General features: G+C 53.9%; 20 protein-coding genes and 1 pseudogene. 9 read left to right on the top strand and 12 right to left on the bottom strand.

Annotated elements, in window-relative coordinates:
- Positions 1 to 10: 10 nt before the first annotated feature.
- Positions 11 to 685: a DUF1345 domain-containing protein gene (locus KOL99_RS17415; RefSeq protein WP_216511746.1), complete on the bottom strand. Its 675-nt coding sequence runs from the start codon at positions 683 to 685 to the stop codon at positions 11 to 13.
- Positions 686 to 742: 57 nt separating this feature from the next.
- Complete coding sequence (locus tag KOL99_RS17410; RefSeq protein ID WP_216511745.1) at positions 743 to 1312, bottom strand: hypothetical protein; 570 nt, start codon at positions 1310 to 1312, stop codon at positions 743 to 745.
- 430 nt (positions 1313 to 1742) lie between these two features.
- On the opposite strand from KOL99_RS17410, the gene KOL99_RS17405 reads away from it, so the two are divergent.
- The 3 genes and pseudogenes from KOL99_RS17405 (at position 1743) to KOL99_RS17395 (ending at position 3836) form a co-directional block, all read left to right on the top strand.
- On the top strand, positions 1743 to 2204 hold the full coding sequence (locus KOL99_RS17405) for an RrF2 family transcriptional regulator (RefSeq protein WP_216511744.1): 462 nt from the start codon (positions 1743 to 1745) through the stop codon (positions 2202 to 2204).
- 68 nt (positions 2205 to 2272) lie between these two features.
- Positions 2273 to 2842, top strand: a pseudogene (locus KOL99_RS17400) (sulfate ABC transporter substrate-binding protein); the annotation flags it as partial.
- 262 nt (positions 2843 to 3104) lie between these two features.
- Complete coding sequence (locus KOL99_RS17395) at positions 3105 to 3836, top strand: SDR family oxidoreductase (protein WP_216511743.1); 732 nt, start codon at positions 3105 to 3107, stop codon at positions 3834 to 3836.
- A gap of 266 nt (positions 3837 to 4102) precedes the next feature.
- On the opposite strand, the gene KOL99_RS17390 is transcribed toward KOL99_RS17395, so the two are convergent.
- From KOL99_RS17390 to KOL99_RS17375, 4 genes are all read right to left on the bottom strand, one after another.
- Positions 4103 to 6343 (bottom strand): putative bifunctional diguanylate cyclase/phosphodiesterase, encoded by a 2241-nt coding sequence (locus KOL99_RS17390; RefSeq protein ID WP_216511742.1) that lies wholly within the window; start codon positions 6341 to 6343, stop codon positions 4103 to 4105.
- 421 nt (positions 6344 to 6764) lie between these two features.
- The gene (locus KOL99_RS17385) at positions 6765 to 7250 is read right to left on the bottom strand and encodes a ferritin-like domain-containing protein (RefSeq protein WP_216511741.1); all 486 of its coding nucleotides are present in this window, start codon (positions 7248 to 7250) and stop codon (positions 6765 to 6767) included.
- Positions 7247 to 7765 carry a GGDEF domain-containing protein gene (locus KOL99_RS17380; protein ID WP_268898961.1) on the bottom strand — a complete coding sequence of 173 codons (519 nt, stop codon included), beginning with the start codon at positions 7763 to 7765 and terminating at the stop codon, positions 7247 to 7249. Before KOL99_RS17380 ends, KOL99_RS17385 begins: the two co-directional genes overlap by 4 nt.
- A gap of 13 nt (positions 7766 to 7778) precedes the next feature.
- Positions 7779 to 9296, bottom strand: coding sequence for a B12-binding domain-containing radical SAM protein (locus tag KOL99_RS17375; protein WP_216511739.1), 1518 nt, complete (start codon positions 9294 to 9296; stop codon positions 7779 to 7781).
- A gap of 238 nt (positions 9297 to 9534) precedes the next feature.
- Here KOL99_RS17375 and KOL99_RS17370 point away from each other — a divergent pair, with 238 nt between their 5' ends.
- The 3 genes from KOL99_RS17370 (at position 9535) to KOL99_RS17360 (ending at position 12115) form a co-directional block, all read left to right on the top strand.
- Positions 9535 to 9732 (top strand): hypothetical protein, encoded by a 198-nt coding sequence (locus KOL99_RS17370; RefSeq protein WP_216511738.1) that lies wholly within the window; start codon positions 9535 to 9537, stop codon positions 9730 to 9732.
- A gap of 845 nt (positions 9733 to 10577) precedes the next feature.
- Positions 10578 to 11699: a sigma 54-interacting transcriptional regulator gene (locus KOL99_RS17365; protein WP_216511737.1), complete on the top strand. Its 1122-nt coding sequence runs from the start codon at positions 10578 to 10580 to the stop codon at positions 11697 to 11699.
- A 170-nt stretch (positions 11700 to 11869) separates the two neighbouring features.
- Positions 11870 to 12115, top strand: coding sequence for a hypothetical protein (locus KOL99_RS17360; RefSeq protein WP_216511736.1), 246 nt, complete (start codon positions 11870 to 11872; stop codon positions 12113 to 12115).
- A 9-nt stretch (positions 12116 to 12124) separates the two neighbouring features.
- On the opposite strand, the gene KOL99_RS17355 is transcribed toward KOL99_RS17360, so the two are convergent.
- The 4 genes from KOL99_RS17355 to KOL99_RS17340 form a co-directional block, all read right to left on the bottom strand.
- A complete protein-coding gene (locus KOL99_RS17355; RefSeq protein WP_236026395.1) occupies positions 12125 to 13888 on the bottom strand; it encodes a sigma 54-interacting transcriptional regulator in 1764 nt (587 codons plus the stop codon).
- Between the two features lie 621 nt (positions 13889 to 14509).
- On the bottom strand, positions 14510 to 14932 hold the full coding sequence (locus KOL99_RS17350) for a hypothetical protein (protein ID WP_216511735.1): 423 nt from the start codon (positions 14930 to 14932) through the stop codon (positions 14510 to 14512).
- A 128-nt stretch (positions 14933 to 15060) separates the two neighbouring features.
- A complete protein-coding gene (locus KOL99_RS17345) occupies positions 15061 to 15210 on the bottom strand; it encodes a lmo0937 family membrane protein (protein WP_216511734.1) in 150 nt (49 codons plus the stop codon).
- A 95-nt stretch (positions 15211 to 15305) separates the two neighbouring features.
- Complete coding sequence (locus KOL99_RS17340; protein ID WP_216511733.1) at positions 15306 to 15620, bottom strand: BON domain-containing protein; 315 nt, start codon at positions 15618 to 15620, stop codon at positions 15306 to 15308.
- Between the two features lie 868 nt (positions 15621 to 16488).
- Between KOL99_RS17340 and KOL99_RS17335 the strand changes: the two genes are divergently transcribed.
- From KOL99_RS17335 to KOL99_RS21860, 3 genes are all read left to right on the top strand, one after another.
- Positions 16489 to 18303, top strand: a complete 1815-nt coding sequence (locus KOL99_RS17335; RefSeq protein ID WP_216511732.1) for an alpha-amylase family glycosyl hydrolase — start codon at positions 16489 to 16491, stop codon at positions 18301 to 18303.
- A gap of 148 nt (positions 18304 to 18451) precedes the next feature.
- Positions 18452 to 18883, top strand: a complete 432-nt coding sequence (locus KOL99_RS17330) for a hypothetical protein (RefSeq protein WP_216511731.1) — start codon at positions 18452 to 18454, stop codon at positions 18881 to 18883.
- An 887-nt stretch (positions 18884 to 19770) separates the two neighbouring features.
- A complete protein-coding gene (locus tag KOL99_RS21860) occupies positions 19771 to 19899 on the top strand; it encodes a hypothetical protein (protein ID WP_268898957.1) in 129 nt (42 codons plus the stop codon).
- A gap of 646 nt (positions 19900 to 20545) precedes the next feature.
- On the opposite strand, the gene KOL99_RS17325 is transcribed toward KOL99_RS21860, so the two are convergent.
- Together KOL99_RS17325 and KOL99_RS17320 are read right to left on the bottom strand one after the other, a co-directional pair.
- Positions 20546 to 21058, bottom strand: coding sequence for a hypothetical protein (locus KOL99_RS17325; protein WP_216511730.1), 513 nt, complete (start codon positions 21056 to 21058; stop codon positions 20546 to 20548).
- Between the two features lie 206 nt (positions 21059 to 21264).
- The gene (locus KOL99_RS17320; protein ID WP_216511729.1) at positions 21265 to 22572 is read right to left on the bottom strand and encodes a hypothetical protein; all 1308 of its coding nucleotides are present in this window, start codon (positions 22570 to 22572) and stop codon (positions 21265 to 21267) included.
- Positions 22573 to 23053 lie beyond the last annotated feature (481 nt).

The following is a 23053-nucleotide window of genomic DNA, read 5'->3' as shown; positions in this document are numbered from 1 at the left end:
TCCCCGGATGTTACAGGATGTTGACCGCCCGAGCCGCAAGTAGCGCTATCACCAGCAAAGAGATCATCGACTGCAGCATCATCAAAACCTTTGCCCAACGCGACAAGACGGGAACGTCGGTTGGCGAGAAGGCTGTTGAGGTGTTAAAGGCCAGGAACAGGTAATCCACAAAATTCGGTGTCCACTCATGCAAACCAGCAGCGTGTTTTCTCTCGGGGGGCAGCGTCATCTGGGGAAAGAGAAATGCCCCCTTGAGGTGTTCCTGTTGTTGAGCTCGATGGTGCGGGCCACCGGCGTCAAGCCTCCAGTACCAGGAAGCGAATACCAGGATATTGGAGAGCCACAGTGCCGCAGCGGACTGCAGCAGTTCTTGCGGTTTTTCCAGGTGAAGCGGCAGGGCTCTTATCAGTAAGGCTAACGACATGATCATGGTCGCCGTCACCACGCCGTTTAGAACGAACCCTATCACCTGGTTTACATCATGGGCCCCTTGGTAATGCGTGACGACAAGTGGCACTGCAAGTACGGAGACGATAGCCAGGAGGAGCCAGCGCGGGCCGCCCAGTAGCAAAGTGGAAGGCAAAGCCGCATACAGACCGCCAAGCGCCAACAATGCGCAGAGCGAGGGCCAGCGCGACCGCACAGCCCTCGCAACACCCCCCACCCTCTCGTTTACTCTGGTCATTGCTACCTCAACGTGTTGAAGATCCCTATGGAGACAGGGGAATTTCTCCAGCCTGCATTATACCCACAGACCATCCGTGGCCTTAAATTCAAGAATCGTGACCTGTAAGCTTTCACTATTCCAATGGCGTGGGTGCGGAATAGCTGCTAAGAACACACGTGCTCCTCCAAAAGTGGCAGCGGCAGCACAAGGTCTCAGTGTTTCCCATACATCTTTCTCCCGAGGGCCTGCAGCAATAACCATAAGCTTGTTCTTTGATCGTGCGACCACAAGTTTGTTGAAGTCGTCAATCACATTTCGAGTGTTACCAGAGAACTCTGATTCGACGGCCCACTCTAGATCGGTCATAAATGGTATAGATTTGGCGTGAACTGGAGAGGTAATGAAATCTACTCTGCTAACAGTGATGTCAAATAAGAACTCGTTCCTGCGGAATTCCTTCTTGTTTTCATCGCAGTCAATAGAGAATACTCTCCAGTCCGGCTTTCCAAACTCTTTCCGAAATTCGGCTGCCAGTGATTCGACCCAACACCTTGCCCTTGCTGCATGTAATTTCTTGGGGATTGCGGGTTCTAGGGGGATTTTGCTTGCTGTTTCAAAGGCAGTTTTAATGGTTTCATGAATCAACATTAGCTCCTTTGTTAGGGCAGCATTGTTTGATACGCGCCACCGGCATCATTAGGCATTACGGCAGTGGGTAAGAGGTTGTTAAGTAAACGGCACTATATGATGTCTTCTGAGGCAAGTCAAACTGGAAGGATTCCTTCGCCAATAAATGACTATGCTACCGAGGCTGAAATCTGGGACGCTAAGAGGGGATGGGGCGAAAACTGCTCCCGTGCATGGAAACGGGCGAATGATTATTCGCCCCTACAGGAGCATGCGGATGGGGTCGATTCCCCATATGTGTGCTGCGCCTGATACGCAGGACATCACCGGTGAAAAATGAATGATTTCGACCAGATGATGTTGCGGTGTAAGGTTGCCAGAAAAATATAGTTGACATAAAGCCTCTCGAGAGGCTATACACAAGTCTACAAAAACGACAGGGTAGTGGATGATATCGAAAAAGACCAAATACGGCCTCAAAGCCCTTATCTACCTGGCACGCCAGTACGAGCAGGGGCCGATCCTGATCGCGGATTTAGCACGTGACGAGAACATCCCCAAAAAGTTTTTGGAATCCATCCTGCTCGCCTTGAAAAACAGCGGCATCCTGCAGAGCCGGAAAGGGAAGGGGGGCGGCTACTACTTGGGCCGGTCACCCAGGCAGATCACCATGGGCCAGGCGATCCGAGTGATGGAAGGCCCGCTGGCGCCGGTTCAATGTGTCAGCGAAACCGCCTACGCCAAGTGTACCGAGTGTGGCAACGAGAATACCTGTGGCATCCGGTTGGTCATGAAGGACGTGCGTGATGCCATTGCGAAGATCGTTGACCACACTACCCTGGCTGATGTTCTGGAACGCATCGCGCAGGCTGAACTTACCGAAAAGAACGTCGTCGACTTTTGCATCTGAGAGTAACCGTATTTTTTTGTCTCATTAATCTATTAAATCTGTAGACTAAAAAGAACTTGGAGGAGAATATGAAAAGAGAGATCCGAACCGCACTCGCCACGCTGCTGGTAGCAGCACTGCCCCTCACCGCTTTCGCGGCACAGGAGTTCCTCAACGTCTCGTACGACCCGACCCGCGAGCTGTACCAGGACTACAACAAGGCTTTTTCCAAGAGGTGGACCCAGGACGCGACCTTCAAGCAGTCCCATGGCGGTTCGGGCAAACAGGCCCGGGCGGTCATCGACGGCCTGGAGGCGGACGTCGTCACCCTGGCGCTGGCCTACGACATCGATGAGATCCACGATAAGGCGAAGCTCCTTCCCGAGAATTGGCAGAAGCGACTGCCGAACAACAGCTCCCCCTACACCTCCACCATCGTGTTCCTGGTGCGCAAGGGGAACCCCAAGAAGATTAAAGACTGGAACGACCTAGTCAAGCCGGGCGTCGCGGTGATCACCCCAAATCCCAAGACCTCCGGCGGCGCGCGCTGGAACTACCTGGCCGCCTGGGCCTACGCCTTGAAACAGAAGGGGGGCAACGAGGCGAAGGCGAAACAGTTCGTCGGTGAACTCTTCAAGCAGGTGACCCTGGTGAGCACGGAACCGTAGCGGCACCAGGGGGGGAGCAAGTGGATCGGCACCGGCGGCACATCTCCCTTCGGCGCCTACGGCTATAACCCTGAGGGAATCCGGATCGGGCAGTGCCGCACGAGCCCTGTATGCCGTTTTGGAAGAGGGGGCGGTCATGACGGGACCGGTGAGTGAAACTTCAGGGGCGGCCGGGCAGCCCGGCCAAGTTCGGCAGCCGCGTAACCGGCTGTTGTGGGCAGAAAGACCGTAATACAAAAGAGGAGAAGGAAAGATGGACCTGTCAGGAAAAGTAGTTCTTGTTACCGGTGCCAACGGCGGTATCGGGTGGGCGCTGGTGAATGAGTTGCTGGAGCGCGGAGCTGCCAAGGTATATGCGGCGGCACGCAATATCCAGGCGGTGGCGGGAATGGCCAGATTCAACCCCGGGCACGTGGTGGCGCTCAGGATCGACGTGACCCACGAGACCAGCGTGGCCACGGCCGCGGCGCAATGCCAGGATGTCGACCTGCTGATCAATAACGCCGGCGTCAACCATTGCAAAAGCCTGCTCGACCCGGAAGGTCTTGAAAGCGCGCGCCAGGAGATCAAGGTGAACTATCTCGGCACCCTCTCCATGTGCCGGGCCTTCGCGCCGCTATTGGCAGCCCGCGGTGGGGCGATAGCGAACGTCTGCTCCATCCTGGGTCTTGTGAACCTCCCCGTTAACGGCACCTATTCAGCCTCTAAGGCCGCCGGTCATTCCTTGCTGCAGGGGGTGCGCGCCGAGCTGGCGTCGCGCGGCGTCAAGGTGTACGGAGTGTACCCGGGACCTGTCGACACCAGGATGACAGCCGGCCAGGAGATGGACAAAGCCACCCCGGAGCAGGTTGCCAAGATGATCCTGGACGGGATCGAGAAGGACCAAGACTACATCTTCCCGGACGCGATGTCCAAGGACGTATATCGTGGTCTGCTCAACGCTCCCAAAGAAGTCGAGCAGCAGTTCGGTACCATGGTGCCGTAGCGAAAACATCGGGGGCGTAGGGGCGCCTACATACCTTGGCGGGCAAAGGAAAAACGGGTTACTGCCTTGGTGGTAACCCTTCCTTTTTTTTAGAGCAGGTCACGCTGAGCCTTCCTTTTCATTGAGCCGGGTCCCGAAAGCGGCACCGAATAAAAAGGAGCCTCGCTCCCAGGAGGAAAGCGAGGCCCATAATAGTCGATAAAACGGTTGACAGTTCGTGGCGACCGCTTAACCGCGATGCTGCAGAAGAGGCGGCAGGGCAGGAGCTAGCGGGGGATTTCCGACTCCCTGATTCTCAGCTTGCCGCGAGGGTTGTGCAGGTAGTTGGCCCCCTGCTTGAGGAGAGGGGTTAGCCCGTTCACCGACAGCGGGCGGCTGAAGTAGAATCCCTGCGCTTCCTCGCTCCCCTCCGCCTGAAGCCAGGCGAGTTGCGAGGCGTTCTCCACCCCTTCCGCTATTACCTTGAGCTGCATGCTCCGACCTATGCTCATGATGGCGCGAACCACCGCCATGTTGTCGGTATCGAAAGCTATATTGTGAATGAAAGACTGGTCGATCTTCAGCTTGTCGATCGGGAGCTTCTTCAGATAATTGAGACAGGAATAGCCAATCCCGAAATCGTCGATGGACAGTTGCACCCCAAGTGCCTTCATGGCGGCCATGCTCCCGAGGACCCTGTCCGGATCGTTCATAAGGGTGGCTTCGGTCAGCTCCAGCTCCAGGCATTCGGGCGGCACCCCTGTTTCATACAGGGCCGACTCGATGATTTCCTCGCAGTCTGACTGCTGGAAGAAGGTTGCTGAAAGGTTTATCGCCACAGAAAGCGGGCCGATCCCCTGCTGTCTCCACTGGCGTAACTGCCGGCAGACGGTCCGTATGGTCCATTTGCTGATCGGCGTAAGAAGCCCGGTTTCCTCCGCTATGCCGATGAAATTGCCCGGCAGGGTGAACCCCCTGACGGGATGCTGCCAGCGGATCAGCGCCTCCATGCTTCTGGATTTTCCGGTGGTGAGGTCGACCTTCGGCTGGTAGTACAGCACGAACTCGCTTCGCTCCACTGCGTGCCGCAAATCGGCCTCCATGATGAACCGCTCGCGGGCGTGCTCGTTTAACTTGCGGGTAAAGAACTGATGCTTCTTGCCGCCGGATTTCTTGGCGTGGTACATCGCGACATCGGCGTGCTTTAGCAGTGTGAGGTAGTCCGTACCGTCCTGGGGGAACAGGCTTATGCCGATGCTGGCGTTAAGGGGGGCACTGACCTCCGGGACGCTGAAACCTGAAGTGATGATTTTATTTGCCACAACTGTAGCCTCCGCGGCCCCGCAATCCCAGAGCATGATGACGAACTCGTCTCCCCCAAGCCGCGACACGATGTCGCAGTATCGCGTGCATTCCTTCAGGCGCCTTGCAACCGACTGGAGGACCCGGTCTCCAACATCGTGGCCCAGTGAGTCGTTTACCTTCTTGAAACCATCGATATCCAGAAACAGCAAGGCTATGCCTTTGCCTGTTCTCCTCGCTACCGTCATCACCTGAGTTATCCGCTTATACAGCGTGCTGCGGTTGGGAAGCCCGGTGAGCGTATCGTGGTAGGCAAGGAAAAATATGCTCTCCTCTGCGAGCTTCAACTCGGTGATGTCGAGGATGAAGCCGTCCAGCCGTGTAATCGTGGCAACCCCCTCGCTTTCCGTCCTCTGTACCGTACAACTGTTCAGAATCCACCGTTCGCTGCCATTTTTGTGCCGGATGCGGTGCCTGATCGGCTCGGGTTTTTCGCCGGCATAAACGGCATCAAGAAAACGAAGGACCAGTTCCCGGTCATTTTCATGAACCATGGAAAGCCACAAGTGGGGGTCACGTGCGTATTCCTCCGGGGAATAGCCGGTGATGTCGACGCACTTGGGACTGTGGTAGGTCGACACCAGGGCGTTGTTTTCGAAGCTGGCACTGTAGACGTACTCGTTTATGTTGCTTACTATGGCACGGTACTGCTCCTCGCTCTTCGCCAGGGCGTCGGCGACCTGTTTCTTCTCAGAGATGTCCGAAACGGCACAGCGGCACTCGAGCCCCGAGCCGCAGAGCGCGGCATCTATGTGCACAAAGAGAGGAGCATCCCCTTGCGGGTTAAGCGCCGTCTCCAATGATTCCTTCTTCTGCAAGGCGAACACCCTTCCGAGAAATTCGGAGAAGCCAGGGCGGGCCTTTGCGGGGACAAATTCCAGGAAAAGTCTTCCCAAAAGGTCGCTGCGCTCGATGCCTAGGAGACTGGCACCACTAAGGTTAACGGCGCGGATTGCCCCCTGGCGGTCCAGGGTGAAATATCCGATCGGGGCAAAATCGTAGAGGTCGGTAAACTTATCAAGCGTCGCCTCGAGCTCATCCCTTGTATGGCGCAGCTCCGCGTTCTGCACGTCAAGTTCCACCTGGCGCAGCTGCAGTTCATGAAGGAGTCGCCGGGTCTCATCCTTTGTCCGGTTCGGTTTCTCTTTTCCCCGTTCGGATTCCATTGTCGACCTCTGCTGGTGTACTTCCTGCTCAATGACCCAGTTGCAAACATTCTCGCACGGTGGTTCCGCAATTTTCCGCCCGGTTGCCGCCACCCTTGGTTGTCAGCACTCTTTGATACCGCCTCCCCAGAGAAGATCGCAACTAACGTGCCAGCTGTTTTTAACGGGGCGTGGTTATCAACTGGCTGATTCTGCAGGGTGATGCAGTGCCGGGAGTGCTTCGCCAAAGACTTACTGTCGGCGAAAACTGTCATATTTGACAGTATCCGTAATGGGTTGCAGAAAGCGCCACTATCTGACGCTTCGCGATGGCGGGGGGCCTCTGGAGGGGCCCCCGCAATAATGGGATCTATTTGCTCTGTAGCGAAGGCTGCCTTTCGGTACTAATCCGATAAATCCGAATCAGGTGGCTCTTTATCTCTCAGTATTCCTGGATGTTACTAAACTCGCCCCAGGCAAGGAAGTTCTTGGGCGACTCGACGAAGGAATAGATATTCTCGACGATGCTCAGGTGCCTGCGTTCCTCGTCGGCGATACTTAGAACGATCTTGCGCGCCTCGTCGTCCTTTGTCTGCGCAGCCAGCTCCTCGTAGAATGTTATCGACTTTTGCTCCTGGCGGGTGACCATCTGATAGGCATCCGGGTCCTTTTTTAGCGCTGCCATCTGTTCGCGCTTGGCGAGCAGGGGTTTAAAGAGGCAGGCCGCCTCCCGCAAGGCCTCGAATTGCGATTTTCTTGAGGTGATCCCCGCCTTCAGCTCCACCAAGGCATCGTGGTGTTCCTGCTCGGCCTGGGCCAGCAGGGTGAAGAGATTCTTCAGTTCCTCAGTGCCGGCCGACTCTGCCAGCTGCTGGTAGTAACCCCTCGCCTCCTCTTCCATCTTTATGGCGCAATCGAAAACATTCATGGCGTTCCCCCTCCTCCCTGGTCTTCAGGGACTTCTGGCTGTGATTGCTTCTGCTCCGACTTTTCGCGATACATCCTCTCGTCACTGAGCTTCAAGGTGTCCCGAAGCTGATCCCTGTCTTTTGCGGTGGCTATGCCGAAGGCGATGCTCACCTGGCCATTCGCGACCTCCGGGCAGTTCATGATCCGGCGGACGGTTTCCCTGGCCACACTGGTTGCCGTCTGCGGCAGGATTACCGCAAACTCGTCTCCTCCGATCCGAGAAACGATGTCCTTGGTACGGAAGGCGCGCCGGATGACCCGGGCCGCCATCTTTATCAGCTCGTCTCCCGCTGCATGCCCCAGTGCGTCATTGACACCTTTCAGTTCGTTGACATCCGCCATCACCAGGCTCATGGGAAACATAGCGCTCTGGGCCAGCCGTTCCAGTTCTTCATCGAAATAGGCCCTGTTGTAGAGGCCGGTCAACGCGTCGTGAGTGTTTTCGTATTGCGAAGATAGGCCAGCCCACGGCAGGGATTCGATACCCTTACCTCTCCTCCAGGGAAGTACTGTGAGGCGTCGAGCATATTGCGGCTGCGACGGTGCGGAAATGAAAACCGTAGATCGTGAGCGTTATAGCGAGCGGCAGCAGTCGTGGTTTCCTCAGCAACGTCCAGAAGAATACCTTCCAGTAGTGAATTCGCTCTCTTCCAAGGATGCCGAGAAACAACATGGAACGGAAGAATGCCCTGATATCACGGCGCTGCAGCAGCGCAAACGAGGATGTCTCCGAAAGTCGGTACTCTTTCAGAAAGATCATCAGGCGGTCGTAGAAGTAGTTGGGGGAATAGAGGGTTCTGACCAGGCGCTGGTACCCTGCTATCAGGTCCTGGGGGGGCATCTTCGGAAGGTAATTCAGGAAGGCTTCCGTATTGTTCCCGGTCGAGCTATTGATGATTCTTCCTTCGTTTGAGAGTCGGCCATGCAGCTTGGTTCCCCGTAGGACCATCAATATGCCCACCATAGCCACGACAATGCCGCTATCCTGGATGAAGCGAAGTTGCTTGTCGAAAATAGCGGGCGAGTCGCTGTCGAAGCCGACGATGAAGCCCCCTTGAACCTGTAGCCCCGCCCGTTGGATGCACCTGACCGAGGCGGCGAGATCGCGGTTGCGGTTCTGGGTTTTTCCGGTTTCCCTGAGTGCATCCTCTTCGGGGCTTTCAATGCCGATGAAGACCTCGCGGAACCCGGCGGCGGACATGAGTTCCAGGAGCTGAGGGTCGTCAGCGAGATTGATGGAAGCCTCGGTATAGAAGAAGAAGGGGTGTCCATGCCGCTTCATCCACGCAATTACGGATGGGAGAACATCGCTTTTCAGCTTCTGTTTGTCGCCAATGAAATTGTCATCAACGAAAAAGACCCCTCCACGCCATCCTCCCGAGTAGAGCGCTTCCAGTTCGGCTATCACCTGGTCCTTCGTCTTGGTTCTCGGCTCTCGCCCGAAGAGTTGGGTGATGTCGCAAAACTCGCAGTCGAAGGGGCATCCCCGGGAATACTGGATATTCATGGAAGCGTACTTGCGCAAGTCGATGAGACTCCATCGGGGCAGCGGGGTGCGGGAGATGTCGGGGCGACCGTCGGGAAGGTACAACCGCTGCGGCATCTTTACTTCCAAGTCCGCCAGAAACCGGGGCAAGGTCACCTCCGCCTCACCGAGCACGAGGTGGTCCACCTGCGGGAATTCGTCATGACAGGTCGTGAAAAGCGGGCCTCCCCCGACGGTCTTGACCCCAAAGCTGCGGCATCGGTCGATAACCTCCTGTGTCGATTCCCTCTGGACTGTCATAGCACTGATGAAGACGTGGTCGGCCCACTGCAGGTCGCTGTCCGAAAGCCGCTCGACATTCAGATCAATAAGCCTCAATTGCCACTGTCGTGGAAGCATTGCCGCCACCGTAAGAAGTCCGAGCGGAGGGAAAACCGCCTTTTTGCCGATAAACGGCAGGGCATGACGGAAACTCCAGTAGGTGTCCGGGTACTTAGGATAGACGAGTAGAACATTCATCTCAGCCTCTTTGAGTATGTCGGACTTAGGCACCCCGGTTGTCGCTCATCGGGTGATGCGTGCCCGACTCGATTATGCGCTTCTCGTGGTAGAAAACGTGGACCACTGTAATGGAGACGAAGTCCAAGCGTATCTGGTCCGTAAAGTCTGGCATAGCTGGAACAAATGGTAGGGTACAGCCACCATCAGCAAATTGACCTGACAGGTTCTGACCTTGGGCCCGCGGCGAATCCAGGTCGTGTCGACCAGAGCATCGACGCTGTCGTCAACGGCGTTCCCCGCCTTCGTAACGTTCCCCCCTATCGCGGTATCCGCCATCCCTGTGCCCGCCATCGCGGTAACCACCATCTCGGTAACCACCATCGCGGTAACCGTCGCGACCATCGTCGCCCCAGTATGGGACAATGCAGCCGGACAGCATCATTGCCGCCACTAACAAGCCAACGGTTGTCATTGTTTTTTTCATTTTCGTGCTCCTTTGCTCAGGTTTTCATGGGCCACTCTGTTTGCGACACACGGTGGCCGGCTGGGCGCGTAGCCCTCGACCGGTAATACCGCTGCAGCTTGTGTGCCCAGAGCCGGTCGCGGTAGTGTAAGAGGCAAATGGGCGACGGGACAGCCGAAAGCGCGACCCGGTTCTTTTAGCCTGAACCCTGGCACCGCGCATTCAGTCGGTAGGCCGCTATATATGACGGCATTGCCAAATACGACAGGTTTCCTTTGCAAAGTGCCGTGTGCGAGGGAGGGGCCGTTCAGTGAGTCTAAGCATGTCTGCCATTTAACTCTGCAAGTGATCAGGAGTTTAAACTGGCACGTTAGTTGTGTCCTGCCTTACCGCACCATGGAGGAGGTAATCGACGGGGTGGTGATCACCTTTTCCGATATCACCGCTGCCAAGGCCCTGGAGGCGGGGTTGCGCGAGGAAATTGCGAGGCTTGAGAAGCTTGTTGCAGCAGGGAGTTCGTTACAATTTGGCAGTTGGTTAATCTCCCCGCGGCGCGCTGGGTTCAGGATCGAAGTCAAGCCAATTGCTTTCGCTACCGCTGAAGATTTCACCCCTTATCGGTCTCACCCGCCAACATCTGCCAGGCTCTCCGTCATATGTAGCAGTTATGGTAAACCTGACGGATTCCCCTCGACGCCTTATCTCTCCCACCGAATCCCTTATCTGATTTTTCCCTGTTCAATCGGCAGCTTGCATTCTCCATCGCCGGCGGCTTTGTCTGGCACGCATGTTGCGAAATCCTCCTTGGCAGGACGCGGACAGGGAGGTAGAGGTGGATGGAAGTGGACAGACGACTCAACGACCTGGCCCGGGCGAATATGCAGCTGACCCAGGAGATAGAGGAGCGCAAGAGGGCGGAGGGATCACTCCTTGGTGCCTATGCGGAGATAAAGCGCTTGAAAGACAGATTTCAGGCCGAGAACAGATACCTGCAGCAGGAGGTAGCCAAGAAGTATAACTTCGGCGAGGTCATTGGTAGAAGCAACGCCATTTTGCAGCTCCTGCGGCGGGTCGACCAGGCAGCTTTCCTGAATACGACGGTACTGCTGATTGGAGAGGCCGGCACAGGGAAGAGAGTAGCGGCACACGCCATCCACAACAAAAGCTCTCGCAGGGACCGGCCCATGGTCACGGTCAACCTAGCGGCACTGCCTCCGAACCTGGTCGAATGCGAGCTCTTCGGGTGGGAGAGTGGAGAGTGTGCCGGAGCCGAGGGGCGGCAGATCGGGCGTTTCGAGCTGGCCGATGCAAGCACGATACTCCTTGAAGAGATCGCCGAACTGTCACCGGAACTGCAGGGGAGACTGCTCCGACTCATCCAGGACGGGGAACTCCAGCGTATGGACAGCCCTCGCACCATAAAGGTCGATGTGCGGGTCATTGTGGCAAGCAACCGGGACTTGGAGCCGGAGGTTCGGGCTGGCAGGTTTCGGGGGGACCTGTTCTGCCGCCTCAGCGCATTTCCCATCACGATCCCCCCCCTTCGGAAGCGCAAAGAAGACATCCCGCTGCTCGTAGATCATTTCCTTGCCAAACACTACGGGCAAATCGGCAAGAAGGCAGCAAGCGTCTCCAGCGCTACACTAGGCGACCTGCAGTCTTACCACTGGCCCGGAAACGTCAGGGAGCTCGAGAACATCATCGAGCGGGCGTTGATCACCGGCCATGGGGGCGAACTGCAGGTCTGGGAAAAGTCCGGCATCATTCGTACTGGGGAGATGGAGATCAAGGCACTTGCCGAACTGGAACGTGGCTACATCTTCAACGTGCTGCAAAAAACAGGTTGGCGCATCGAGGGGGATCGCGGAGCGGCCGTACTCCTCGGGCTTAATCCCAGCACGCTTCGGGCACGGATGCGGAAATTCGGCATCCTCCGCCAGTACAGGCGTGACCAGTGAACGATCAACTGTTTGCCTGCCTAACGACTGTCACATATACCGCTCCCCCATCCCCTGAGCCGGCAATCCAGGACGGGTTCGCCAACCTGTCCCGCTACCTCGACAATTCATACTGCGCCGGCACGAGATGCAAGGCGTAGGAACAGTAATACCGATAAAAGGAGACTGCCATGGATATCAGCAGCATCAAGGACAAGACAGAAGACATCAAAGAAAGACAATATAGAGAATTCATCGGGTTCGTACGAGGGATCGAGTCTAATATAGAAAACCTGCTAGAGTCGAGAAACGGTACAGCGCCATTGACCGCCGAAGATGAACGTTCCTGTGAGGCAGCCATCGAGACCCAGAAAATTGCACTGATCGAAGGCTGCAGGAAGTTAAAGCGCGATCAAGAAACGAAGCATAAGCCATGAAGTTGCCAACTATTTACGGATGATTCCGAATTTTCGCATACGTGCGCGCAGGGTGCTGGCATTGAGTCCGAGTATCCCTGCCGCACCACTGGCTCCCTCAATGCGCCAACCTGTTTTCAGCAGCACACCGAGGATGTAGTCGCGTTCCAGATCGACGAGGGTTTTGATACCTTCCCCTTCCTCCCTCTCTTCATTCGCCGCCGGCCCTGTGTTATTTGCTGCATCCTCTTTCATGCGGAAATTGTTGAACTGGTCCAGTACCTGTAGCGTGCTCCCTTGGCTCGTGATTACCGCCCGCTCGATTACACTCTCCAATTCCCGCACGTTGCCGGGCCAGTGGTATTTCTGCAAGGCGCGCATGGTCTCACTCGGTACGGTGGTGATTTCCCTGCCGATTTTCTTGTTGAACTTGGCGAGAAAAAACTCAACCAGCAGCGGTATGTCTTCACTGCGCTGCCTAAGTGGTGGCATCGAGATTGGAAATACGTTGAGCCGGTAGTAGAGGTCTTCCCGGAACCTGCCGGTCCGGATTTCCTGTTCCAGATTTCGGTTGGTAGCCGCGATGATACGTACATCGGTCTTAATGGTATGGTTGGCGCCCAATCGCTCGAACTCCCCGTCCTGGATGACCCTGAGCAGTTTGCTTTGCAACTCAAGCGGCAAATCGCCGATTTCGTCAAGGAATATGGTGCCGCCGTCGGCCAGTTCGAAGCGCCCGATCTGCCTTGCAAAAGCCCCAGTGAAAGCCCCCTTTTCCCGCCCAAAAAGCTCGCTCTCTACAAGGGTAGCCGGCAGCGTAGTGCAGTTGACCGTTATCATGGGGCGCTCTCTGCGGGCAGAGCTTCTGTGGATGGCCCGCGCCGCCATTCCCTTGCCGGTACCGGTCTCGCCCTGCAGGAGAACCGTCGCATCCATGGGGGCTACCTGTTCTATACGGGCCATTACCTGCGAAAGGGCTTCGCTTTGTCCGATAATCTCGCAGCTGTTGTACTGCCGGGCAACCTCTTGCTGCAGGTAGATGTTTTCGGCCTGGAGCCGGTCCTTCAGACGCTTTATCTCGGAACAGGCATCTTGGAGCGACTCCTCCGTCTTCTTGCGTTCCTCAACTTCCCGTGCGAGCATCTGATTTGCCCTGGCCAGTTTTCCGGTCCGCTCCGACACGGTTGACTCGAGATTGTCATGAGACTTTTGCAGGTCCTCCTTCAGGCGCCTGGCAATGGTACCGTCAACCACCGAGCAAAAGATACGGATATGCGAGCTGCTGCTGTCGTCGACCCTGACGCTGCGAAACTGGGTGTAGACGATAGAATCTCCTTTCCCTTTGAGCCTGATTTCACACTGCTGTAGACTCGAATTCTGGGCGACATTCGCCAGGTGCCGGGGGAAAAGCTCCCTTCCTTGTGCGTCGGCGATATACCGGGCGAAGGGCGTGTCGACCAGCAGGTGCCGTTCCACCCCCAATAGGTTGGCGCCGGTAAGGTTTACCTGCCGAATCACCCCATTGATATCGAAGGTGAAATAGCCTGCGGGGGCAAAGTCGTAGAGCTCTGCGTAGCTGTTGCGCGATACCTCAAGCGCTTCTCTGGCCCGGCGCAACTCCTCGTTCTGCGATTCAAGTTCGATCTGGTGGATTTCAAGCTGCTGAACAAGTCTCAGCATCGCCTCCTTTGTCAGCGGGGGCGAAAAAACCGATTGGGCACTTAACCGGTGCTGTCCTGTGGGACGTGGTTTGGCAATCGTATTCAAAAGGCCCTTGTTTTTGTCAATGCCCATCTGTCACCTCTTGTGTCCCGATACTCAGGGCAAAACTTTATACAGAAGTTTAAATAGTAAAAATAATTTTAACATTTGTTTGTGTACATTAAATGGTGGGATGGTTTTGGAATTCGCTTTTTATGATAACACCCATTTCCGTATATGACTAATGCCAAAATTTTTGACTGCTACATATGACAGTTATGCTTAAGGTGGCTGTGCTCAGTGACTCGTTACCTACTGAAGGGTCGGCTGCATTTTCCCTTTTAATATAAATTCAGTTTTATGCACATATTCTTATCAAGCGACATGTTCCGGCACGTAGGTTCCCGATCGGCTCCTTGCATAGGACCTGATCCCGGAGGTTAACGTGCACCCGGGGCCGGAGGTCCGGCGTCACCGATTCCAAGCTGGCACCCACAACGGTAGCATTATTGGGGGCTTTTTACGGCGGGGCGGGCCCAGCAGTTCCCTTTTACGAGTGAAGGTAAGGTTATGGAAGGAATATCGTCCACGGGGGGGCGACGACCTGGACTACCTGAGCCTGTTAAGCAATGACGAGGTGAATGCGGTTGTTGGATCTGGCCGGTTCCAAGACTACGGCCTTTCCCGCCTCCTGTCACAGGTGGCCGGCGCCGGTCAATGAGGGGCGCTGCAGGACTTCAGTTTCCCGTTTTCGAAAAGCGAGATGTTTTCGAATGCGGCGCAGGTCTTGCCGTCGATCGTCAGCGATTTGGAAAGATTGCAGGTGTCCAGTTTGCCGTTTGCATGGAAACTGACCTGGCCGTACTGGTTGCAGGTAATATCTCCGTAATTGAAATAGTCGCTTGTGACGCAACTTTGAAGGGTTCCTGATTGAAACAGGGTGACGGACGCATACTGCTTGCATTTAACGCCACTTACGATGACATCATCCTTCAGTGTGCAGGATTTCAATTGGCCGCCCGGATAGTAGGTGATCTCGCCGGGAGTACAAATCGATTGGTCGATGGCCAGGCAGGCTCCAGCATTGGCCAGGAATATCATGCACACCGCCGCGATAATGGTGCTTGAAACCTTCATGTTCCACCTCCCTGGCACCTCGTTCCCCTCCTCGTCAGTCATGTCCGACAAGGAGGGGTGTCTCACGCCTTCGGACGGGCCCCTGTCAGAAAAGGAGCGCAGCCCTTACTGCCTTATGGGGGGGCGTCCTACATGGATCTGCGTCCCTGGATGAGCTGTACCACTACTACAATGATGGCAATCACGAGAAGAATGTGAATCAGGCCACCCATGGTATAGGAGGTAACCAGCCCAACAAGCCAAAGTACTATCAAGATCGCGCATATAGTCCAAAGCATACCAACCTCCCCAGGTCTGACTGCGTCAGCCTTAGCCTGTATCGGTTCTCAAGGTCAAGATTTGCAGCCTGCCCGGTGAATTACTGTCCCGGCGGCTATTTTACCAACAGGTTGTTTTTTACAGACCCGACGCCAGGAACGCGCCTGGCGATTTCTCCCGCCTTGGCAACGCTTTCTGCCGAATCAACGAAACCGCTTAATTGAACCTCATCCTTGTAAGTCTTGACGCTTATCTGCATGGTTTTCAGCGAAGACTCGTTTAAGATGGCTGCTTTTACCTTGGTTGTGATGACTGTGTTGTCGACGTACTCGCCGGGGCTCTCATGGGTCCTGGTAGACGCACAGCCAAAGGACGTTGTTACCAGCACGGCACAAACCAGTAGCCTCAAGATACGCTGCAGTTTTAACATGATGTCGTCTCCTTTTAATAAACGGTTTGAATACGCTGCGGTACCCTTTATTTGCAATTGGCAAGCCAATTGCCGGATTCGGGTACGGCCGTAATAATAACCTGTCAAAGCTGATCGTTAGCTGCCGAGGGAAGCCACGGGATGCCCGGCAAAAGATGGGCGGCCGCCACATGTGGCGGAACTTTTATATGTGGCAGGTCGCTTCAGCATCGTCCCCCTGCGGTCTCCAGTTCGGCCGGGTCACGCCCGTGTCGGGACGGGGCACTCTTTTGCAGGAAGAGCCTTTCCGCTGCTATTTTCCACCTCCATTCCGGGATCCGAGCAGTTGTAGCTGCCGACGTCGGTTCTGGCACCCACATCCATCGTTTCACAGGTTGTCCTTTGTTTCAGCTCGAGGTCATGCTTCTGTCTTAGGGCTGCAACCGGGGGGTGGAAAGGCCCACCGCATATGGCGGTTATGCCATAAATGACGGGTACCGCTTGCGGTTTCTCCCCGCACTCATCCTTTGCCCTTCGATATTCCTCGTGCAATCAAACTCTTGTGTTCCCAAGGTTGCTTGGGTTAATTCGGCACGCTAGTAGCAAATCAAGAGGGATCCGGCCTCCTGCACCGGCTAAACCAGGATGAAATCGCCATTAAGGAGATGGGCCATGAAGATTTTGGAAAGAGGATTACTGAAGTTTGGGAAACTCGGCAGGGAAGAGGTTTTCCGTCACATAAAGGTGTATCGTCCCATAAAGGAAGAACCATGACGACCACCGGCACTCTTGCGGCCTTGTGGCCTTTGAGGGCTTCTGGCTGAGTGGATCCTGGTTTCCTGGTGCGCGAAGTGGGCTGCGCAGATAGGGCTGCCGGAGGACTGTGACCATGAGCAAAGAGAACACTGTCAAGGAGAAAGAGCTCAAAGGGGATCGGGGCGGTGGGATGGGGGCGACCCCGCACGCTGGGGGAGTCGGATTCCGGGTCTGGGCCCCGCATGCCACGCGGGTATCGGTCATCGGGGCGTTCAATGACTGGGATGGCGCCAGGAACCCCCTGCAGACCGAGGAGAACGGCAACTGGTTTGCCGATGTGCCTGGGGCCAAAATCGGCGACGCCTACAAGTTCCTGCTCACTACCGAAAAGGGGGAGCTCAAGCGCATCGACCCCTATGCCCGCGAGGTGACCGGTTCCACTGGCGATGCAGTGGTCCACGATCCGAGCTTTGACTGGGGCGACGACTTTCACCTGGCTCCCTGGAACGAGTTGGTCATCTACGAGCTGCATGTCGGGACTTTCAATGACCAGGAGGATGACGATGCGGCTGCCCAGTTCGACTCGATCGCGGCCCGTCTGGGGCATCTGAAAAAACTGGGGGTCAATGCCATCCAGATCATGCCGGTGGGCGAGTTTGCCGGCGACCGGTCCTGGGGGTACAACCCTGCCCATATCTTCTCCGTCGAACTGAGCTACGGAGGCCCTCTTGCCTTCAAACGTTTCGTCAAACGTGCCCATAGCCAAGGGGTCGCGGTGATCCTCGACGTGGTCTACAACCACCTGGGCCCAAACGATCTCGATCTGTGGCAGTTCGACGGCTGGTCCGAAAACGGGAAGGGCGGCATCTACTTCTACAACGACGGCCGGTCCCACACCCCATGGGGGGAGACACGCCCCAATTACGGCCAGGGCGAGGTGCGCCAGTTCATATCCGACAACGTGTTCATGTGGCTTAAGGAATACCATGTGGACGGGTTGCGCTACGACTGCACCCAGTTCATCAGGAGTGTCGACGGGTCGACAGAAAACGACCTTCCCGAGGGGTGGAGTCTTATGCAGTGGCTGAATGAACAGGTCGCCCAGCAGTTCCCCGGCCGCATCACCATAGCCGAGGACCTGCAGAACAACAGCTGGCTCACCAAGGCCGTGGGTGCCGGGGGCGCCGGCTTCGGATCGCAGTGGGACGCCATGTTCGTGCATCCCATACGCCAGGCGGTGATAACCCCCGAAGACCAAGAACGCTCGCTTGCCTCCGTCCGGGACGCCATTTGTTACCGCTACAACGACGATGCCTTCGATCGGGTCATCTACAGCGAAAGCCACGACGAGGTGGCCAACGGCAAGGCCCGCGTGCCTCAGGAGATAAATCCCGGGGACCCTAAGGGATGGTACGCCCAGAAACGCTCTACCCTGGCCGCCGCCCTTGTCTTTACGGCTCCCGGCATACCGATGCTGTTCCAGGGGCAGGAGTTTCTCGAAGGGGAATGGTTCCGCGACACGGTCCCGCTGGACTGGGATCAGCGCGACGAGTTCCGCGGCATCGTCCGGCTCTACCGGGACCTGATCCATCTGCGACTCAACCGCGCTGGTTTCACCCGCGGCCTGTGCGGGCAGTTCACCCAAGTGCACCACTTGAACGAGGAGGCCAAGGTCATCGCCTTCCACCGCTGGGACCAGGGAGGAGCGGGAGACGACGTCGTTGTGGTCGCCAATTTCTTCAGAGAACCGCACGAGGGATACGTTGTCGGCTTCCCGGCCGAAGGGATCTGGAGGCTGCGCTTCAACAGTGATTGGCAGGGGTACAGCGAAGCCTTCTCTGATCATCCGAGCAGCGACGCCGGTGCCGAAACGGGCGAGTGCGACGGACTCCCCTGTCACGCAACAATTTCTCTTGGGCCCTACAGCGTGCTGATATTTTCCCAGTGATGGCTCCGTCGTGGCGCTGGAAATGAATTATCGGGGCACCGGGCGCTTGCTTTACTTGCTCCAGGTTGTAATCTGATGGGGGCAGGGAAATATATTAAAACAAATTAAGGTTAAACCTTGCGCTCAGGCGAAGGAAAGGAGGTGCGACGTGGGCTCCAGAATTGTTCGGGACTATCACAACATGCCGCCAACGAAGTTTCATGAGTTCAACCAGGGGGTAGTGAGTTCCCTGGCTGACAAGACCAGGTTCCCGGATTCGTTATGGGTGGCGCATCCGACCCTGTTGGAATCTTATCTTGCCGCATCGGCCAAGCACGATGCGGTGTATCACGAGTCGATGCACGGGAGCAGGTTGGTGATCGCGGAACGCGAGTTGCTTCAGGCACAACTGGTTCTCAACCTGGACGAGATCGCCGCCATCCTGGAAATGGCTGCTGTGCGCACTCCTGAAATCCTTCTCGCCTCGGGGTTCACCCTCGCCAGAGAGAAGCGGGGACGCGCAAGGGCCAAGGCCGCTAACGCAGCTCTCAGTGCAGCGCGCGCCGCAAAGGAAGGGGAGGAGGGGGGTACGCCGACCTGATCCGGCTCCCCATTTCCAGGTCAAGGGCCATGCCCCCAACAAAAAATCCTCCGTGGTGCCGCCAGGCACCCCGGAGGATTTTCGTTGCAAGCCTTTGATTACTCCCCTTTTTGCCTGACAGCCGCGGGCTGTCACCCGCCTAAGCCCTCTTTCCTGCTCCGGATCATCCGTCCATCACGATGCACAACTTGTAAACCGCGAGTTATAACTTCTAAATAGCTGTGTATAACTTGTCATCTGCGGGTGATGTTTTATAAACAGCTATTTTAAAGTTCTGAACCGCTCTTCATGTTTTATAAACCCCGATATATTTTTTCTAAACCGCGATGCATAACTTATGCATCGCGAGTTATAAGTTATGCATCGCGAGTTATAAGTTATCACTCGGGATGTATAATTTCTCAGTCGCGATATATAAGTTGTAAACAGCTCTTGATATATTCCAAACCGCTCTTGATAAGTTATAAATCGGTATTTACAACTTATCAACCGGTAGTCAGAAGTTGTAAATCACGTTGTAGAAGTTATGAGCTGGGACTTGTAAAATATAAATGACGATTTACAAGTTATAAATACCTATTTAGAAGTTATCACACGCAAAGTAACAATTCTGCTCGGTTTTTCGTTTTCCCGGCAGGTCTCAGATGTTCTCCGTGGCTAATGGTCCTGGGCAACGGGTTTTCGTCAGTCGTTGCATCCGTCGGTATTGGGGAGACATGGAGACATGGGGACCCCCATGATTTTTATGCGTTTCTTCCGAAACTAAGACAATGGGTAACGCATAATTTCATGGGCGTCCCCCTGCTGCTGTCATATGGGGCATAACAGCAAAAAAAATGATTTATGTGACGTGCGCAGAGTATGTGGAAGGGCTCGAGGACGATGTGATGTCCATCCTGGAATATCTCGGTGAAGACTTCGTAGCACAAAAAAAGAGAGGACTGTTTGCCCTCTCTCTTCTCGATGGTGAAAGTTTTGGTGAAAGTTGTCAGGCTTTCATGCCTATAAATCTGTAATTATTGATAATAATGGCGGAAGCACATGGGATTACGGTTTTGCACTCAAGTGGCCTAAATTTCAGAAGGTGTTTAGTTGTCTTAGAGGGTAGTTACCCGCATTGTATTGCAAATAATTAATTAGTTTGGCGGGTTCGCTTCCGAAATGGTGAGGTGAGTTGGCAAAACCTATAATAACTGCTCACACCCACCAAATTCATTATAACGGTTTGAGCGAATACCATCGAGAGAATATTTAAACATGTTAGAGCCGTTAGTCCTGGTTTCACCTATTGACCAACACCTGCCTGAGCAGCGTAGCGGCCCAGCTTCCGGCGGCTCTCATCCGCTCTCAGGAACCCGCGGAGTCTGCTCTTGGCTGCTCGTTAGCGCTCGGTTCTGCTCGACTATTTTTGGCTCTATCTCAGCCTATTGGTCGTACTTCCATTTGCTTATCAGACTCTCACGCTCTCTCACGATCTTCTATGGGCTTAGCAAGCTTAATCAGCTGAGCCTTGAGCCAACTGGCGTCGGTGAAACCCTCGTCCTTTTGCTTCAACTCTCACGGGCTTCTTCCAGCTAAAGCTATCAACTCAACAACCGGTCCCATCGCCCTTATCTTTATCCGAAAAGAGGTGAGGTCAAATCCGCCACTTCCAAAAAAACCTCATTTTAGCCAAAATCGATTTTTCTTTACTTGTTTTTTTGGATCATAATCGAATTGCTCAAGGCCTGTATGTGGGGGGAATTTATTTTGAATGATGTTTTTTAACAATATTTCAGGGGTATAGGAATTCACTACATAATAAAATAACTTATTTTCCAAGAAAATGTCGCCTGATGACTCTTCTCTTGTAGCAACTATATTATTGAGTTGGTCTAAAAATATTTCTAACTTACCGTGGCCGTTGCAAGCAGTCAACGTATAAGTGATTGCGTCATTGATTATCCATACGAACAAAGTAATTCCGTAACCATACCTGTTTAGTAACCGATGTTGAACCACATAGGGGCCAGTGATTTCGTTTTCAGACAGTCTTAATTCTGGTAGCAGTGATTGATTTGCGTCTAAGACTGATTTCCAAAATGTAATAGCAACCTTCTCTTTATTTTTGTTCCCAGTCGATGTTGCTTCTTCTGTATTTCGAAGTTTAGCGATTTCTTCTTCCTGCCACCCCATATCTCCTCCCTATGTGCGCCCCTTATTTTGCTAGATTACTGAACAGACTCGCACCTTCGCCCCTGCGCCAACATTCGGCTGACCCGGTTTGCCCGGGTCCTGCCGGCTGGTTGAAACTTCAAGTCTACCAGTCACTTATCAATCGAATTTGGAGACGATAGGCAAGTTATCAAGTTATCGAAGCCCCACTGCCCCTCTGGTTTCTCTCAAGGAGGAAAATGCGCATCGTGATAACCACCGTAATATGAAATATAACGGCCACGATATCCTAAAGCTGTAAGGACGAAACGCACGACAACTTCTCTTATCACTGCAACATGAGACCAAAGATCCTCTTGGTCCTCTTTATCTTCCTGGTAGTATTGTCCTCTATGTACGATCAAATCACGAGCCTTCTTGGCTGCTTTGATCTCATCATCACTGATTCCATCGAGCGGAACCGACCACGATTTTGACAGAGCTTTAATTTTGTGGAAAATTGATCTTCTATTCAGATCAGAAAGCCGTTCATTGAGCTCTACCACAATCTCATTTGCCTTTTCTGATTCTTCCGATGACCATTTCGCAAGGCATTTTTTTATTTCTTGTCGAAGTTTATTTTTGATTTTCTCAAATTCTTTGGCTGGCCGAATTAGAGCAAAAGAATCATCGAGATTAGCCGCAATCAGATTTTCAAGGACTGTCATAGCGTTAACCAAGCGTACTTCATTATATGTTGCGTCCATGGCGAACCACTCGATGGCAAAGAAAAGGTTATTTGCTTTAAAGGGTGGATTAAAAAAAGAGTTCAGAGCTGCTTCGAAAATGGGTTCATAATTAAGAAAATGAAAGGTTTGCATAAATGCAGGTGCTTGCCTTGTCTGGGAGAAGGTAAAAACTTCCGATTTATTCCCGGAGCGAAATTCAATTACTGGATTCTGAATAACAGTTGCCGAAGCAAAAGACATTACCCGCCGTAAGTGTTCAAGTAGTTTATCGGCTTCCTTGCGCCAAACTAATAAATCATCAGTTTCATAATCCATACGTACTGAAATAAAGCCGGTAATGGTATCTGGATCTTTAATTGTGGTCTTTCCACCCATAGTAACCGTTCCGAGTTGGCATTCTCGAGTTAAGGGACGGAAACTCTGGAAACCCTTCAGCCACATCTGGATCACCGGCTTTGGAGATAATTTTGTAAGATCCCTTTGAAACTCAGCTTTAGAGCAGAAGCCGGCTAGGTTCAGCAAGGTGCAGTCTTTACTACTCTGGTGGCCTACGGAGTTGAATTGAAAATATTCAGTTTTGAATAGTATTCCGTCGTCAGATTGCCCCGAAAGAGTGAATAAGAAATTATCATTATTCCAATGCTTCTTTATAAAAATGTTTTCTTTCGTAAGAGGGATTTGGGCAAAATTGAACTCGACCTCTCCTCTGTTGTCAATACGGGCTAAGAAAGTGATTTGAATGTTGAACTCACCAGCCCTAAGGGTCCCAGTAAATGATGTAAAATCAGATAGGCTTTTGTCTTGCACAACCGACTCCTAGCATTCCTTGTGTACCTATTAGGCCAACGTCACAAGCGCAGCGACAGTCACAGTCAAGACCGCTTTCGCCGTTTGTTAAAATTCAGTCGACAAGCTTTATTCTGCAGATCCTTACGAATTCCTCATATTTGGGGACAAATGCGGTCGAAAGGTCATTCAAGGCCTTCGCATCCTCGGACAAAGGGGGACACGTATAAGATTATAAGTTTCTGTCCAGCACCTCTTGCAGTTCCCATCCGTTTTCTTCGGCCAGCTTTTCACCACGTGAAACAGCTTGGGACAAAGGGGGACACGTATAAGATTATAAGTTTCTGTCCAGCACCTCTTGCAGTTCCCATCCGTAAGAATCGACTTGTATCGGTTCTGAAACAAATGCCCGCAGCGTTGATGGCGCAGATTGAAAGCGGTAGCGTAGCCTCCCAACAACTTCTGCATCAGGCTGGAAATAGGAATGTTTCCAGTCTGCAGC

Origin of the sequence: Geomonas azotofigens, from assembly GCF_018919395.1 — a bacterium.
Taxonomy (GTDB): domain Bacteria; phylum Desulfobacterota; class Desulfuromonadia; order Geobacterales; family Geobacteraceae; genus Geomonas; species Geomonas azotofigens.
Note: the sequence above shows the minus strand (reverse complement) of the source record. Positions and strands in the feature narration are given on the sequence as shown.

Excerpts from the sequence above, each read along its gene's own strand:
- KOL99_RS17325 (WP_216511730.1), bottom strand. The coding sequence starts at position 21,058 with ATGGGGTGGCAGGAAGAAGAAATCGCTAAACTTCGAAATACAGAAGAA.
- KOL99_RS17355 (WP_236026395.1), bottom strand. The coding sequence starts at position 13,888 with ATGGGCATTGACAAAAACAAGGGCCTTTTGAATACGATTGCCAAACCA.
- KOL99_RS17375 (WP_216511739.1), bottom strand. The coding sequence starts at position 9,296 with ATGAATGTTCTACTCGTCTATCCTAAGTACCCGGACACCTACTGGAGT.
- KOL99_RS17415 (WP_216511746.1), bottom strand. The coding sequence starts at position 685 with ATGACCAGAGTAAACGAGAGGGTGGGGGGTGTTGCGAGGGCTGTGCGG.
- KOL99_RS17345 (WP_216511734.1), bottom strand. The coding sequence starts at position 15,210 with ATGCTTTGGACTATATGCGCGATCTTGATAGTACTTTGGCTTGTTGGG.
- KOL99_RS17385 (WP_216511741.1), bottom strand. The coding sequence starts at position 7,250 with ATGAATGTTTTCGATTGCGCCATAAAGATGGAAGAGGAGGCGAGGGGT.
- KOL99_RS17350 (WP_216511735.1), bottom strand. The coding sequence starts at position 14,932 with ATGAAGGTTTCAAGCACCATTATCGCGGCGGTGTGCATGATATTCCTG.
- KOL99_RS17405 (WP_216511744.1), top strand. The coding sequence starts at position 1,743 with ATGATATCGAAAAAGACCAAATACGGCCTCAAAGCCCTTATCTACCTG.
- KOL99_RS17340 (WP_216511733.1), bottom strand. The coding sequence starts at position 15,620 with ATGTTAAAACTGCAGCGTATCTTGAGGCTACTGGTTTGTGCCGTGCTG.
- KOL99_RS17390 (WP_216511742.1), bottom strand. The coding sequence starts at position 6,343 with ATGGAATCCGAACGGGGAAAAGAGAAACCGAACCGGACAAAGGATGAG.
- KOL99_RS21860 (WP_268898957.1), top strand. The coding sequence starts at position 19,771 with ATGTCCATCCTGGAATATCTCGGTGAAGACTTCGTAGCACAAAAAAAG.
- KOL99_RS17395 (WP_216511743.1), top strand. The coding sequence starts at position 3,105 with ATGGACCTGTCAGGAAAAGTAGTTCTTGTTACCGGTGCCAACGGCGGT.
- KOL99_RS17335 (WP_216511732.1), top strand. The coding sequence starts at position 16,489 with ATGAGCAAAGAGAACACTGTCAAGGAGAAAGAGCTCAAAGGGGATCGG.
- KOL99_RS17360 (WP_216511736.1), top strand. The coding sequence starts at position 11,870 with ATGGATATCAGCAGCATCAAGGACAAGACAGAAGACATCAAAGAAAGA.
- KOL99_RS17365 (WP_216511737.1), top strand. The coding sequence starts at position 10,578 with ATGGAAGTGGACAGACGACTCAACGACCTGGCCCGGGCGAATATGCAG.